Origin of the sequence: Cryobacterium sp. TMT4-31, from assembly GCF_004403385.1 — a bacterium.
GTDB classification, from domain to species: Bacteria; Actinomycetota; Actinomycetes; order Actinomycetales; family Microbacteriaceae; genus Cryobacterium; species Cryobacterium zongtaii.
Map to the genome: position 1 here is coordinate 66,287 of NZ_SOGI01000006.1, position 14,782 is coordinate 81,068.

Genomic DNA, 14,782 nt, shown 5'->3' on the forward strand with positions numbered 1-14,782 from the left:
TGTGAGCTTATTCCGGGCGTGCCGGGGTGCGTAGCGGTTCGAGGGGCTCGGTCGGGCCGGTCTGCCCGCGCAGATCGTCGGGGTCTGCCGGCGGCAACGGGAGGGTGGGGTTGACCGGTTCGGTGCCGGCCGCGGCCGTCGGTTCCTGCGGCCCCGGGGGCGTGTCCGGCCTCGTCCCGGGGACCGTTGGAATCCCGGGCGCGACCGGCGGCCGCTGCAGCAACTCGACGAGCAGAACGGCAATCAGCGCCAGGACCGCCGTCCACATGATCACCGGTACAGCAAGCGGGCGCCAGAAGATCGCGACCGCGGCTGCAGCAAGCCCGATCAGCACGTGGGCCAGGCGCCGGTAGTGATAGAGGAAGTCCCCGAAGCTGCCCGTCGTGACCCCGGCGTTCGCCGCCGCCGCCCGGAGCCGGGCGCTGGTGCCGATGGTGGCCCGCCGCACGATCGTCGACCCACGGAACGGCCCGGCCAGGTACGCCACCACGGCCACGGTGAAGCCGACGAGCCCTACCGACAGGGCCGTGGTGTTGATGAACGGCACCACGGCGTCATACAGCGCCTGGGCCACGTTGTTGGGGAGGTACGTGGGCGACAGCGCGCTGATGAAGAGGATCCGCCCCACCGCGATCCCGGCGGCGAGCACGGCCATGGCCAGGGCCAGGGTGAGTCCGGCCCAGATCATGGTGCGGGAGCGTCGTTTGGCCACCAGCACGCCGAGGACGATCAGGCCTAGGCTCACCAGCGGCAGGACGAAACCGAGCACGTTCAGCAGCTGATACCCGGTGCGCGCCTGCACCAACGAGTCGGACTGGGCCACCACGATGGTGCGATCGACCTCGGGGATGTTCGTCGCCAACGAGAAGCCCCGGTCGACCAGTTCCTTCTTCACTTCTGCGATGATCGGCCCGAGCTGGATGCCGAGTTCGCCGGTGTCGCTGATCACCAGCGCCGTGGAGGTGTCACCCTCCAGCGCCGCGATGACCTGGGTCTGGCTGGTGCGCAGCGCCTGTTCCCACAGCTCGGCGAAGGCATCCGAGGCGACGATATTGGTGGCTGCGGACTCGATCAGCTGCTGGACCCCCTGCGCGGCGGGTGTCTCGAGCAGCGCCAGGGCGTCTTTGGCGGCCTGCGGCAGGTCGAGGCTCTCCAGCCCGGTGAAGAGATCGCTGGTGATGGTGTTGATGTCGACGTTCTCGTTGACCACCGCGACGATCTCGTCAACCAGGTACGCCTGCACCGCGGGGTCGTCCGCGAGCGGGGCGAGCGAGGCGACGAACCTGTCGGTGTCATTGATGTAGCCCTTGGTCCAATAGGCCACCACGCTCACCGGGGCCAGGAGCACCCCGATCGTGATCAGCAGCGCCGCAAAAAACGCCCGCCACCTGGCGGACGCTCGGTGTTCGGCGGCCGGGCCGAGCTGTCCGCGCAGCCGAGCGTTCTCGGCGGAGAGCCGGGCGATCTCGGCGGCGGGGTCGGCGCGGCCGTTCGTGCGAGCCGGTTTGGCGAGGTTCGAGGAGCCGTCCATGTGCCGCCGCCTTTCGCCTGCGGGTGCAGGTCGCAAAATCGTGGAGCCTGAGTGCTCACAGTATTTGCGCAGTCCGGTGCCCTCGCAAGGGCCTCACGCTGCTGGCCTGACTCAGTCGGCGCGCACGAGCAGGTCGCCGACCTCGCAGTCCAGGGCGGCGCAGACCGCGGCCAGGGTCGAATACCGGATGGCCCTGGCCCGGTCGTTCTTGAGGACCGACAGGTTGACCACGCTGACTCCGACAAGCTCGCTGAGCCTGGTGAGTGTCATCCCGCGCTCGATGAGCAGCGCGTCGAGCCGGCAGTGGATGCCCGTGGCCTCGTCGTCGGCGGCGGGCGCCACTAGACGAGTCCGTCGGTCTCGCGTTGCAGACGCTGGCCGAGGGAAATGGCGGCGGCGGCGACGAGGAGCACGAGTCCGGTGCCGGCGGGTGCGAGGTCGACGAGGGTGGCCTGTGGCCAGAAGCCGTCGGGGGCGTCGCCGTTCAGCTCGCCCGCGGCGATCATGCGGCCCAGCCCGCCGAAGCCCTGCCCCAGCACGGTGCCCAGCAGCAGTGCGTAGCCGACCAGGGCGACCAGCCAGAAGACCGGACGGTTGAACGGGCGGCGGCGCAGTACGCTCCAGCAGAAATAGAAGACCGTCGCCGAGACCAGCAGCGCCGTGGCCAACGCGGTGGAGCCCTCCAGTGTGAGCAGAAACCTGGGCAGTGCGCTGAGCCCGGTGACGGTGACCTCGGCCGTGTCGAAACTGCCGCCGTGGATCTGCGCGGTGCCGGTTGACGCTGCCGACGGCAGGGGAGCATCCGCGAAGAGTGTGACGACGAACCTGTCGGTGAGGAGCTGCCGGACCAGGGTGACGGCGCCGATGCCGGTCGCCAGAAGCCCCGAGAGCACGGCCCCGATCAGTACCAGCCAGGTGAGAACCCTGCCGAGCCGGTGTTCCAGCCGGGACGTGCGTTGCGCCCTCTCGGCCTGGGCTGTTTTCATCACGAGATGCTCCTAACGATTATCGATATGAATACCGATCATGACCATATCGTTTTTCGTTGTGCTGAGCAAGGGCCTCAGTCGAGCTGCCCCGCTGCGGTCCACCTGCTCCGGTGCGCCGGCGCAACTCGTCCGAACGGGGGCAGGTCGGGGAAAATGCCGCGGAACCGCCGGTGCTGCAGGAGACGGAGGCGAGCGCGGGAGTCACATGTGTCACGCCCATGGCGAACAGAGGCACGCATCCGGGCATCCGCTGGTTACTCTCTTTGTATCGGTGCCATAACCGCCCTGGCGCCAAGGGAGTGTTCATATGTTTGAGAGATTTACCGACCGAGCTCGTCGTGTCGTCGTCCTGGCCCAGGAAGAGGCCAAGATGCTCAACCACAACTACATCGGAACCGAGCACATTCTGCTCGGGCTCATCCACGAGGGTGAAGGCGTGGCCGCCAAGGCCCTGGAGAGCCTCGGCATCTCGCTGGATGCCGTGCGCGAACAGGTGCAGGACATCATCGGCCAGGGTCAGCAGCAGCCGACCGGGCACATTCCGTTCACGCCGCGCGCCAAGAAGGTCCTCGAGCTGAGCCTGCGCGAAGCGTTGCAGCTTGGCCATAACTACATCGGAACCGAGCACATCCTGCTCGGGCTCATCCGCGAGGGCGAGGGCGTGGCCGCCCAGGTGCTGGTCAAGCTCGGCGCCGACCTCAACCGGGTGCGCCAGCAGGTCATCCAGCTCCTTTCCGGCTACCAGGGGAAGGAGCAGGTGCAGGTGGGTGCGAACGAGACCGCGGCCAACCCCGCGGGCAGCCAGATTCTCGACCAGTTCGGGCGCAACCTCACCCAGGCGGCGCGCGACAACAAACTCGACCCCGTCATCGGGCGCGAGAAGGAGATCGAGCGGGTCATGCAGATCCTCTCCCGCCGCTCCAAGAACAACCCCGTGCTCATCGGTGAACCCGGCGTCGGCAAGACCGCCGTCGTCGAGGGCCTCGCCCAGGCGATCGTCAAGGGCGATGTGCCCGAGACGCTGAAGGACAAACAGCTCTACTCGCTCGACCTCGGCTCGCTCATCGCCGGCAGCCGCTACCGCGGTGACTTCGAGGAACGCCTGAAGAAGGTCACCAAGGAGATCCGCACCCGCGGCGACATCATCGTGTTCATCGACGAGATCCACACCCTCGTCGGAGCCGGTGCCGCCGAAGGCGCCATCGACGCGGCGTCGATCCTCAAGCCCCTGCTGGCCCGCGGTGAACTGCAGACCATCGGCGCCACCACGCTGGATGAATACCGCAAGCACTTCGAGAAGGATGCCGCGCTCGAGCGCCGCTTCCAGCCCATCCAGGTGAACGAGCCGTCGCTGCCGCACACCATCAACATCCTCAAGGGGCTGCGCGACCGGTACGAGGCGCACCACAAGGTGTCCATCACCGACGGCGCCCTCGTGGCCGCGGCGAACCTCGCCGACCGGTACGTCTCGGACCGCTTCCTGCCGGACAAGGCCATCGACCTGATCGACGAGGCCGGCGCACGCCTGCGCCTGTCGATCCTGTCCAGCCCGCCGGAGCTGCGCGAATTCGATGAGAAGATCGCCGTGGTGCGTGCCGCCAAGGAAACCGCGATCGAGGACCAGGACTTCGAGAAGGCCGCGGGCCTGCGCGACGAGGAGAAGAACCTCCTCGGCGAGCGTCTGCGTCTGGAGAAGAAGTGGAAATCCGGCGACGTCAAGACCACCGCGGTCGTCGACGAGGGCCTGATCGCCGAGGTCCTGGCCCAGGCCACCGGCATCCCCGTCTTCAAGCTCACTGAAGAAGAGTCCTCGCGGCTGGTCTTCATGGAGAAGGCACTGCACCAGCGGGTCATCGGTCAGGAAGAGGCCATCTCGGCACTCGCCAAGACCATCCGTCGCACCCGTGCGGGACTCAAGGACCCGAAGCGTCCGAGCGGTTCGTTCATCTTCGCCGGCCCCACCGGTGTCGGCAAGACCGAGCTGGCCAAGGCGCTCGCGGAGTTCCTCTTCGACGACGAGGCCGCCATGATCTCGCTCGACATGAGCGAGTACGGCGAGAAGCACACGGTCTCGCGCCTGTTCGGTGCTCCTCCCGGGTTCGTCGGCTTCGAAGAGGGTGGCCAGCTCACCGAGAAGGTGCGCCGGAAGCCCTTCTCCGTTGTGCTGTTCGACGAGATCGAGAAGGCTCACCCCGACATCTTCAACTCGCTCCTCCAGATTCTGGAAGAGGGCCGGTTGACGGATGGCCAGGGTCGCGTGATCGACTTCAAGAACACCGTCATCATCATGACCACCAACCTCGGCACCAGGGACATCAGCGGCTCGCCCGTCGGTTTCCAGCTCGAGGGCGACACGGCCACCAGCTACGACCGGATGCGCGGAAAGGTGAACGAGGAACTGAAGAAGCACTTCAAGCCCGAGTTCCTCAACCGCGTCGACGAGATCATCGTCTTCCCGCAGCTGTCCAAGCCCGAACTGCTGCAGATCGTGGACCTGTTCATCAAGCGCCTGGGCGACCGGCTGCTCGACCGCGACATGACCATCGACCTCACCCTCGCGGTGAAGGAGCATCTCATCGAGGTCGGCTTCGACCCCGCCCTGGGCGCCCGGCCGCTGCGTCGCGCGATCCAGCGTGAGGTGGAGGACCGCCTGAGCGAGAAGATCCTGCACGGCGAACTGAACGCCGGCGACCACGTGCACGTGGACTTCGTCGACGGGGAGTACGTGTTCACCACGACGAACCGCAACGAGGCCGTCTCGGTGGGCATCAATACCGCCGCGGCTGTCGGAACCGGACCGGGCACGCCCGATCTGGCCATCACCAGCGAATAGGCACAACAGCTCCACACGAACGGCCCGGCGGACATCCGCCGGGCCGTTTGTCGTCCGCCCCTAGACTTGACCTTCCGACACAACAGAATCGGTCGCGGCTGGCGGCCAGGGGAGCGGGCGGACGTGACACACCAGGAGTTCATCGTGCGCCGGGCGCAGACCCGCGACGTGCCGCGCATCCAGGCGCTCGTCGAACCTCTCGTGCAGCAACGCATCCTGCTCGGCAAGGACCGCGTCGTCTTCTATGAGGCCGTGCAGGAGTTCCGGGTGGTCGAGGACCTCGAGGGAAACCTCGTCGGCTGCGGCGCCCTGCACGTGATGTGGGAGGACCTCGGCGAGGTGCGCACTCTCGCCGTGTCGGAGGACTGGCTCGGGCGCGGTATCGGGCACGCGCTCATCGGCCGACTGGAGGCGGACGCCCGGGAACTGGGCCTGACGCGCCTGTTCTGCCTCACCTTCGAGGTGGACTTCTTCACCCGGCACGGGTTCGTCGACATGGGCACCGAAACCGTGGACCCCGCCATCTATGCCGAGCTGGTGCGCTCCCCGGACGAGGGCGTCGCGGAGTTCCTCGACCTCGCCCGCGTCAAGCCGAACACCCTCGGCAACACCCGAATGCTCAAGCGCCTGGCCTGAGTCCCCCCGGCCCGCTCAGATGTGGGCGCCGTCGGCATTTCTCTGCTCATCTGAGCATGTTGTCTGCGCCGTAACCAACCGGACATAGTCGGTCGTTAGGCTGCCCCCCGAAGCACTCCGGCCGACCCGCACGGTTTGTGCGCCGCCCGCCCTGCGGGGTTCGTTGCGCGCCTACCGGCTCGTTCGGCGTGCCAGAAACCCGAGCTCCACCGCGCCTTGCCCTGCGCCCTGCCCTGCCCTGCTCTCTGTTCCGCCAGACCGTTCATCGCACCCACCCAGGAGACTCCATGTCGCTCGCCCCGCCCCGCCCGCTTCGGCTGGCCCTCGCTTCGCTGATCGGAGCGTGCCTCGCCGTCGCCCCGGTCGTCGCGTTCCCCGCCCAGGCCAACACCGCCGGCACCGGCGTCGTCATCAACGAGGCCTACCTCAGCGGCGGCAGCGCCGGCGCGGCGTTCTCGGCCAAGTTCGTCGAGCTGTACAACCCCACCAACACCGCCATCGACCTCTCCGCCTGGTCGCTGCAGTACCGCAAGGCCACCGGCGTCGTCACCGACAGCCCGGCGGCCGTCGCTCTGACCGGAACGATCCCGGCCAAGGGGTACTATCTCGTCTCCGGCGGGTCGAATGCGAACGGCGCGAACGGTGCGGCCCTGCCCACCCCCGACCAGGTCTCCACCCTCAACCCCAGCGGCACCACCGGCACCCTGATCCTCGCCAACTCCACCACGCCGCTCAGCCTCGAGTCCGGCAACGCCGCCGGTAACCCGAACGTGATCGACCTGGTCGGCTACGGCGCCTCCCTCACCTTCGAAGGCGCCGTCGCGCCGGCGCCGAGCTCCAACACCGACGTCAAGTCGCTCAACCGCAGCGTCGCCGCCGACACCGACAACAACGCCGCAGACATCACCCTGTCGGCCACGATCACCCCCACCAATTCGGCCGGCCCGACCGGCGGAACACCCACACCGGCCCCGACCGACCCGCCCGTCGTCACGCCCACCCCGACCCCGACGACGGCCCCGCCCACCGACACCACCGCGATCAGCGCCATCCAGGGCACCGCGGATGCCAGCCCGCTGGCCGGTAGCACCGTGAAGACCGTCGGCGTCGTCACCGCCGCCTACCCCACCGGCGGCTTCGCCGGCTTCTACCTGCAGACCCCCGGCACCGATGGTGCCAACAATCCCGCCTCGCACGGCATCTTCGTCTACACCAAGACCCTCGGCGTCGACGTTGCTGTCGGCGACTACGTGAGCGTCACGGGCGCCGTCAGCGAGTACTACGGACTCACCCAGCTGACCATCAACGCTCTCGGCGACATCACCCGGCTCGACGGCGCCGGCATCACCGCCCCGGTCGCCGCCGAACTCCGGCTCCCGGCAGCTGACGCAGACCGCGAACGCCTGGAGGGCATGCTCGTCGCCCCCGCTGGTGCGTTCACGGTGACGAACAACTACACCACTAACCAGTACGCCGAAATCGGCCTCGCCGCCGGCACGACGCCCCTGGTCAACCCCACCGTCACCGACCGCCCCGGCAGTGCCGGTTACACGGCCGCCATCGCTGCCAACGCGGCGCGGGCAGTCACCCTCGACGACGGCGCGAGCACCAACTACCTCAGCTCGTCCAACAAGGGCCTGCCGGTTCCGTACCTCTCCACAACCGCCCCGGTACGCATCGGCGCCCCGGTCACCTTCACCAAGCCGACGATCCTGGACTATCGCAACAGCGCCTGGAAGCTGCAGCCGACAACAGCCTTGGTGCCCGCCAACGCCGCCATCGTGCAGCCGGCCACCTTCGAGAACACCCGCAGCTCGGCGCCGGAGAAGGTGGGCGGCGACATCCGCCTGGGCACCTTCAACGTGCTGAACTACTTCTCCACCACCGGCGACACCCTCACCGGGTGCCAGTACTACACCGACCGTGCCGGCGCCAAGATCACCGTCAGCGGCGGATGCGACGCCCGCGGCGCGGCGGACCAGGCGAACTTCCTGCGCCAGCAGGCCAAGATTGTCGCGGCCATCAACGCCCTCGACGCGCAGGTCATCTCACTCGAAGAAATCGAGAACTCGGCAGTCTTCGGCGCCAACCGGGACACCGCCCTGGCCACCCTGGTCGCCGCGTTGAACGCCGACCTCGGCCAGGATGCCTGGGCGTTCGTGCCGTCCCCGGCCGCGCTGCCGGCCAACGAAGACGTCATCCGCACCGCCTTCATCTACCAGAAGGCAGCTGTCGAAACCGTGGGCGGATCCACGATCCTCACCGGATCCGCCGCGTTCAGCAACGCCCGCCAGCCGCTCGCCCAGGCCTTCCAGCTGGTCGGCGATACCGACAGCCGCTTCCTCACGATCGTCAACCACTTCAAGTCCAAGGGGTCGGGCACCGGCGTGGACGCCGACATGGGCGACGGTCAGGGCGCCTCGAACGCCTCCCGCGTCAACCAGGCGACCGCGCTTGTCGCGTTCGCCGACACGATTTCGGCTCAGTCCGGCATCGACAGGGTGTTTCTCACCGGCGACTTCAACGCCTACGACCAAGAAGACCCGATCAAGGTGATCACCGACGCCGGCTACCTGAACCAGGAAGCGAAGAGCGGCGAATACACCTACGCGTTCGGCGGGTCGGTCGGTTCGCTCGACCACGTCTTCGCTTCCCCCGAAGCGGATGCCGTCGTGACCGATGTGGACGTCTGGAACATCAACTCGGTCGAATCCGTGGCGCTGGAATACAGCCGGTACAACAACAACGTGACCGACTTCTATGTCGCAGACGCCTTCAGGTCCTCGGACCACGACCCGGCGATCCTGGGCCTGAACTTGGCCAGTCCGACGGAGCCCACCCCGGTCCCGACGACCGAGCCCACCCCGGTTCCCACCACGGCGCCGACCCCTGTCCCGACGACCGAACCCACGTCGACGCCCACGGTCCCAGCAGCCACCGCACCGACGCTTGCCCCGACCGCGGCGCCGGAGAGTGCCCTCACCGCCGCCCTGCGCGACAAGATCAGCACCAACGCGTCGCGCTACTCGGCCGGCTCGGCGATCACCATCACGGCCGGTGCCGCGTATACCGGTGACTTCGTGTCGGCCTGGGTGCGCTCCACCCCGGTCAACCTGGGTGGCTGGCTGCAGGTCAGCGCTGCGGGCACCGTGACCACGGCGCTGCCGACGGACCTGGCCGCTGGCACGCACCGCATCATCCTGCAGGATGCAGCGGGCGCGGTCATCGGCTGGACCGAGATCACGATCGTCGCCCCCGGTTCTGCGGCGGCCGGCACCCTCGCCAGCACGGGTGTGGAGAGCGCCCCACTGCTGGCCGGGGCCCTGCTCCTGCTGCTGCTCGGCGCGCTGCTCGCCCGTCGTCGCCGCTCCACCCTGCCGAGCGCCTAACCGGCCGGCGCAAGCGGGCATCCCCCAGCCGGGGGACGCCCGCTCCCCACCGCTCAGAAGTTGGCCTCGTCTGCCCTCCTGTGCTCATCTGAGCACGTTGCCTCGCCGTAACCCGCCGGACATCCGGCGTCGTTAGGCTGCCCCCACAGTCAGTCCGTCCGCTGTTGTCGCCGATTTTCACGCGCGCCACACCGGCCCTTCATCTGCATCCCCGTCACCCCACGGCACCACTTTCGAGGAGAACAATGTCGCTCAACCCGTCCCGCCCGCTCCGGCTGGCCTTCGCTGCAGTGATCGGAGCGTGCCTGGTGGGCGCGCCCGTCGTTGCCGTCCCGGCCGTCGCGGCCCCGCTCCCGGTGCAGCTGAACCTGCTGAACATCAACGACTTCCACGGGCGAATCGATGCCAACACCGTGAAATTTGCCGGGACCGTGGAGACCCTGCGCGCCCAGCACCCCGAGAGCACCCTGTTCCTCTCCGACGGAGACAACATCGGCGCCTCGCCCTACGAGTCGGCGTCGCAGCAGGACACCCCGACCTTGGACGTACTGAACGCCCTCGAGCTGTCAGCCTCCGCGGTCGGCAACCACGAATTCGACCAGGGCATGGACGACCTCACCGGTCGGGTCTCGGAGAAAGCCAACTTCGACTACCTCGGTGCCAACGTCTACAAGGTGGGCACCCAGACGCCCGCTCTCCAGGAGTACGCGCTCCGCGAGGTGCAGGGCGTCACTGTTGCAGTGATCGGTACCGTGACCGAGGAAACCCCCACCCTGGTCTCGCCCAACGGCATCGCATCCGTCAGCTTCGGTGACCCTGTCGACGCGGTCAACCGGGTCGCCGGCCAGCTCACCGACGGCGACGATGCCAACGGCGAGGCCGACGTCATCATCGCCGAGTACCACGAGGGCGCCGGTGCCGGCACCGTGGAGAACGCCACCCTCGAGCAGGAGCTGGCCCTCACCGGCAGCGCCTTCGCCAAGATCGTCACGAAGACCTCAGCGGCGGTGGACGCCATCTTCACCGGCCACACCCACAAGCTGTACGCCTGGAACGCCCAGGTCCCCGGTGCCGCGACGGGCGTGACCCGCCCGGTGCTGCAGACCGGTAACTATGGTGAGAACATCGGCCAAGTTGTGCTCAGTTACGACACCGTCACTGGGGCCACCACCACGGTCACGAACCAGAACGTCAAGCGCAGCACGGCCGCCGACGCCGCTCTGGTCAGCGCATTCCCCAGGGTCGCCACCGTCAAGAACATCACCGACGCGGCCATCGCCAAGGCGGCCGTCACAGGCAGCGTGAGTGTCGGCACCATCTCTGCGCCGATCACCCGCGCCTCCATCGGCGGAGCGACCCCCGTTGTCGAGGACCGGGCCGCCCCGTCGACCATGGGCACCTTGGTGGCCAACGCACTGCTCGCGACTTTGTCCGACGAGAAGAAGGGCGGCGCTGATATCGGTGTCGTCAACCCCGGTGGACTGCGCAAGGACCTCCTGACCACACCGGACACCGACGTGAGCGTCTCGGAAGCAAACGCCGTTCTGCCGTTCGCGAACAACCTGTGGACCACCACCCTCACCGGAGCCCAGTTCAAGATCGCCCTGGAACAGCAGTGGCAGCGCGACAGCAAGGGCGCCGTGCCCAGCCGCCCCTACCTGCAGCTGGGTCTCTCTGACAATGTGAACTACACGTTCGACGCGACCCGTCCAGAGAGCGACCGGATCACCGGCATCTGGGTCGACGGGAAGCCCATCGACCCGGCCGCCGGCTACACCATCGGCTCGTTCAACTTCCTGCTCACCGGTGGAGACAACTTCCGCGTCTTCACCGAGGGCACCGGCACCACCGACTCTGCCCTCGTCGACCGCGACGCCTGGATGTCCTACATCACGGCCAACAGCCCGCTGTCGCCGTCATTCGCCGCCAACCAGGCTTCCGTGACCGGGGTGCCGAGCACGGCGGTCAAGCCCGGTGACACCGTGAGCTTCACCGTGTCGCAGCTCAACCTGACCTCCACAGGTGCCCCGAAGAACACCGAACTCGCCGTCACCTGGGCTGGCAGCAAGACGGTCTTCGCTCCGGCATCCGTCGACGCCACCGGCGCCGCAACGGTCACCGTCACAGTGCCCACCGACGCCGCGGCCGCCAGTGAGATCACCCTCATGGCCAAGGAATCCGGCACCACGGTGCGGGTGCCCCTGGCCGTCACCGTTCCGGTGACGGAGCCGACCCCGGTCCCGACGCCCGAGCCGACCCCGGTCCCGACGACCGAGCCGACCCCGGTGCCGACGACCGAGCCGACCCCGGTGCCGACGACCGAGCCGACCCCGGTGCCGACGACGGCTCCGACCCCGGTTCCGACGACGGCTCCGACCCCCGCCCCCACCGAGCTTCCCCAGACCGGATCGTCCGCTCCCACGAGCGCACCGACGGCCGCGGCGGAGTCCGCTCTGACCAAGGCCCTGCAGAACAAGATCACGGTCAATGACTCCACGGTGGCCGCCGGTGACAAGCTCACCATCGGCGTCGGAACCGCGTTCGCCGGTCAGTACGTCTCCGTCTGGGTTCGCTCCACGCCGATCAACCTGGGCGGCTGGCAGCGGGTCAGCGCCGCGGGCACCGTCGCCGCGGTGGTGCCGGCCGGTCTCGCCGCCGGTACGCACAGCATCATCGTGCAGGATGCCGCGGGCGCCGTGATCGGCTGGACCGAGATCACCGTCACCGGCGTCACCCCGGCCGCGACACTCGCCCAGACCGGACTGGACGCCAGCCCGTGGCTGGCCGGCGGCGCGCTGATGCTGCTGCTCGGTGCGGTTCTGGTGAGTCGTCGCCGGGTTTCGATGGATTCGTAACCGACACGCAGAGCATTACCGGCGGCGCCGGTAGACCTCGCTAGCCTTGGACCATGTCGACGATCAAGCATCCCGTCGGCCCCCAGGCCAGCACCGTCTACCGGCGCCGTCGTTTGGTGGTCGGCCTCGGTGTGCTCGCCGTGCTCCTGATCGTCATCCTGATCGTCGTGCGCCCCGGCGGCGGCAGTGACCCGGCATCGACGGCGGCGCCGACGCCGACCGGAAACGCGGCCGATCCGGCAATTACCGCCGACCCGGCCGCCCCCGGCGCCGCCGGGGCGGCGTGCGACCCGGCGGCCGTGCAGGTCGAGGCGATCACCGACCAGGACGCCTACGACGCGGGCGACGAACCCGAGCTCTCCCTGAGCGTGACCAACACCGGCAGCACACCCTGCACCCTGAACGCCGGCACCGCCACGCAGGTGTTCACGATCACCAGCGGCGCCGACGTGTACTGGTCCTCCACCGACTGCCAGTCCGACCCGGCAGACGCCGAGGTCACCCTGCAGCCAGGCGTCGCGGTGAGCACCAAGACGCCGCTCACCTGGGACCGTACCCGCTCCAGCCCGGAGACCTGCGAGATCATCGACCGGGAGCCCGTGCCCGGCGAGGGCGCGTCGTACTACCTCTCTGTGAGCGTGGGCGGCGTCGAATCGGCCGGCCCCACCCAGTTCCTGCTCAACTGACCGCCAGCCCGCGGTGTTCGCTCCGGGCTGAGGCCTCGAGTGGCCCCGCTCCGGCCGTGAATGATTGAATGGAGCACGTGACAGACGCGACTTCAGATACCCGATCGGATGCCCTGGCCAGCGCCCTGGCCAAGCAGGATGTCGCGGCGGTGGCGTACGCGCTCCGCAACGATGTAGTGATCGCGCCGTTGCTCGTGGTCAAGGGCTCCGCCGAGCAGGTGCGGGTGTTCGGTCGGGAGGGCAGCGACAAGCGCACCCTGCTGCTCTTCTCCTCCGGCGAGAACTACGCCCGGATGATCCCCGACGAGGTCGATCCGCAGGTGATGGTGGCCGACGGGCAGTGGCTGCGGGAGTTCCTCACCGTGCACAGCGAGACGCTGGAGATGGTCTTCTTCGACGTGGCCGGCCCCGCCGTGATGCAGGCGGCTCCGGCTGACCTGCTGCGCGCACTCGGACCGATCGAGCCGTCGACGGACTGACCCGACCCGCTACCGGAACGCGTCGTCCAGCTCGGCGTCCCGCCGGGAAACACCCGTGCCCAGCGCCCGGTTCACCGCGGTCTGCACGGTGCTGCTGGACGCGTCGATACGGGTGCTGAAGCCCATCCGGGCGGCCTCGGCGGCGCGCTGCTTGGCCGCGGACACCGGACGGATCTCACCGGCCAGGCTGATCTCGCCAAACGCCACCACGGTGTGCGCTATGGGTTCGTCCTTGAGCGCCGATGCGACCGCGATCGCGATGGCCAGGTCCGCGGCCGGTTCCACCAGCCGTACCCCGCCCACCGTGGAAACGTACACGTCCTTTTTCGAGAGCGGATAGCCCGCCCGCTTCTCCAGCACCGCCAGCAGCATCGCCACGCGGGAGCCGTCCACGCCGTTGGTCACCCGGCGCGGGTTGGGCATGGCGGTGTCGATCACGAGCGCCTGCACCTCCACCGGCAGGGCGCGACGTCCCTCCATCGCCACGGTCACACAGGTGCCGGAGACCGCGGCGGTGCCGCGGCTGAGGAACAGCCCGCTCGGGTCAGCGACCTCGCTGATGCCGTCACCGGTCATTTCAAAACAGCCCACTTCGTCGGTGGAGCCGAAGCGGTTCTTGAGGGCCCGCACGAACCGCAGCGCAGTATGCCTGTCGCCCTCGAACTGACAAACCACATCCACCAGGTGTTCCAGCAGCCGCGGGCCGGCAATGGTGCCGTCCTTGGTGACGTGCCCCACCAGCAGCACGGGCAGGTTGCGGTCCTTGGCGAGCCGGATGAGGGTGGACGCCACCTCGCGCACCTGGCCGGGCTGCCCGGCCTGGCCGTCGTTGAGGGAACTGGACACCGTCTGCACGGAGTCGATGATCACCAAATCGGGTTTGACCGCGTCGATCTGGCCGAGGATGGTGGCCAGATCGGTCTCGGCGGCGATGAAGAGTTCCGGCTGCAGTGCCCCGGTGCGTTCGGCGCGCAGGCGCACCTGCGCCACCGATTCCTCGGCACTGACGTAGAGCACCCGGGACTTGGCTACGGCCGCCTTGGACGCCACCTCGAGCAGCAGGGTGGACTTGCCCACCCCGGGCTCGCCGCTAAGCAGGATCACCGAGCCGGGCACGATGCCGCCGCCGAGGACCCTGTCGAACTCGTTGATGCCGGTGGGCCAGTGCGCTACCGCCGTCGTGTCGACGTGGGTGATCGGCCGGGCTACGCCGGTGCCGCTCACAACGGAGGGAGCGACCGACCGGCTGATGCCAGTCTTCTCCGCGGTTTCCACCACGGTGCCCCATTGCTGGCATTCGCCGCAGCGGCCCGCCCATTTCAGGGTGGTCCAACCACACTCGGTGCAGCGGAAGTTGGAGACGGGTTTAGCCATGCTGCGAGCC

Annotated in this window: 10 protein-coding genes; 6 read left to right on the forward strand and 4 right to left on the reverse strand. The window is 68.4% G+C overall.

Annotation, left to right across the window (positions count from 1 at the left end; genetic code table 11):
- Positions 1-7: 7 nt before the first annotated feature.
- From E3T19_RS00730 to E3T19_RS00740, 3 genes are all read right to left on the reverse strand, one after another.
- Entirely contained in the window at positions 8-1,531 is a 1,524-nt protein-coding gene (locus E3T19_RS00730; RefSeq protein ID WP_103479280.1) for a hypothetical protein, read from the reverse strand.
- Positions 1,532-1,642: 111 nt separating this feature from the next.
- On the reverse strand, positions 1,643-1,873 hold the full coding sequence (locus E3T19_RS00735; protein ID WP_088457306.1) for a helix-turn-helix transcriptional regulator: 231 nt from the start codon (positions 1,871-1,873) through the stop codon (positions 1,643-1,645).
- A complete protein-coding gene (locus E3T19_RS00740; RefSeq protein WP_133159766.1) occupies positions 1,873-2,520 on the reverse strand; it encodes a hypothetical protein in 648 nt (215 codons plus the stop codon). Before E3T19_RS00740 ends, E3T19_RS00735 begins: the two co-directional genes overlap by 1 nt.
- Positions 2,521-2,827: 307 nt before the next feature.
- On the opposite strand from E3T19_RS00740, the gene E3T19_RS00745 reads away from it, so the two are divergent.
- The 6 genes from E3T19_RS00745 to E3T19_RS00770 all read left to right on the forward strand — a co-directional run bounded on the left by E3T19_RS00745 (position 2,828) and on the right by E3T19_RS00770 (position 13,398).
- Positions 2,828-5,353, forward strand: coding sequence for an ATP-dependent Clp protease ATP-binding subunit (locus tag E3T19_RS00745; protein WP_088457304.1), 2,526 nt, complete (start codon positions 2,828-2,830; stop codon positions 5,351-5,353).
- Between the two features lie 123 nt (positions 5,354-5,476).
- Positions 5,477-5,989 carry an amino-acid N-acetyltransferase gene (locus E3T19_RS00750; RefSeq protein WP_088457303.1) on the forward strand — a complete coding sequence of 171 codons (513 nt, stop codon included), beginning with the start codon at positions 5,477-5,479 and terminating at the stop codon, positions 5,987-5,989.
- A gap of 287 nt (positions 5,990-6,276) precedes the next feature.
- On the forward strand, positions 6,277-9,378 hold the full coding sequence (locus E3T19_RS00755; protein ID WP_134407815.1) for an ExeM/NucH family extracellular endonuclease: 3,102 nt from the start codon (positions 6,277-6,279) through the stop codon (positions 9,376-9,378).
- A 245-nt stretch (positions 9,379-9,623) separates the two neighbouring features.
- Entirely contained in the window at positions 9,624-12,233 is a 2,610-nt protein-coding gene (locus E3T19_RS00760) for a bifunctional UDP-sugar hydrolase/5'-nucleotidase (protein ID WP_166788750.1), read from the forward strand.
- A 53-nt stretch (positions 12,234-12,286) separates the two neighbouring features.
- Positions 12,287-12,919, forward strand: coding sequence for a DUF4232 domain-containing protein (locus tag E3T19_RS00765; protein WP_088457301.1), 633 nt, complete (start codon positions 12,287-12,289; stop codon positions 12,917-12,919).
- 77 nt (positions 12,920-12,996) lie between these two features.
- Positions 12,997-13,398, forward strand: coding sequence for a dehydrogenase (locus E3T19_RS00770; protein WP_370291565.1), 402 nt, complete (start codon positions 12,997-12,999; stop codon positions 13,396-13,398).
- 9 nt (positions 13,399-13,407) lie between these two features.
- On the opposite strand, the gene radA is transcribed toward E3T19_RS00770, so the two are convergent.
- A complete protein-coding gene (gene radA / locus E3T19_RS00775) occupies positions 13,408-14,772 on the reverse strand; it encodes a DNA repair protein RadA (RefSeq protein ID WP_134407817.1) in 1,365 nt (454 codons plus the stop codon).
- Positions 14,773-14,782 lie beyond the last annotated feature (10 nt).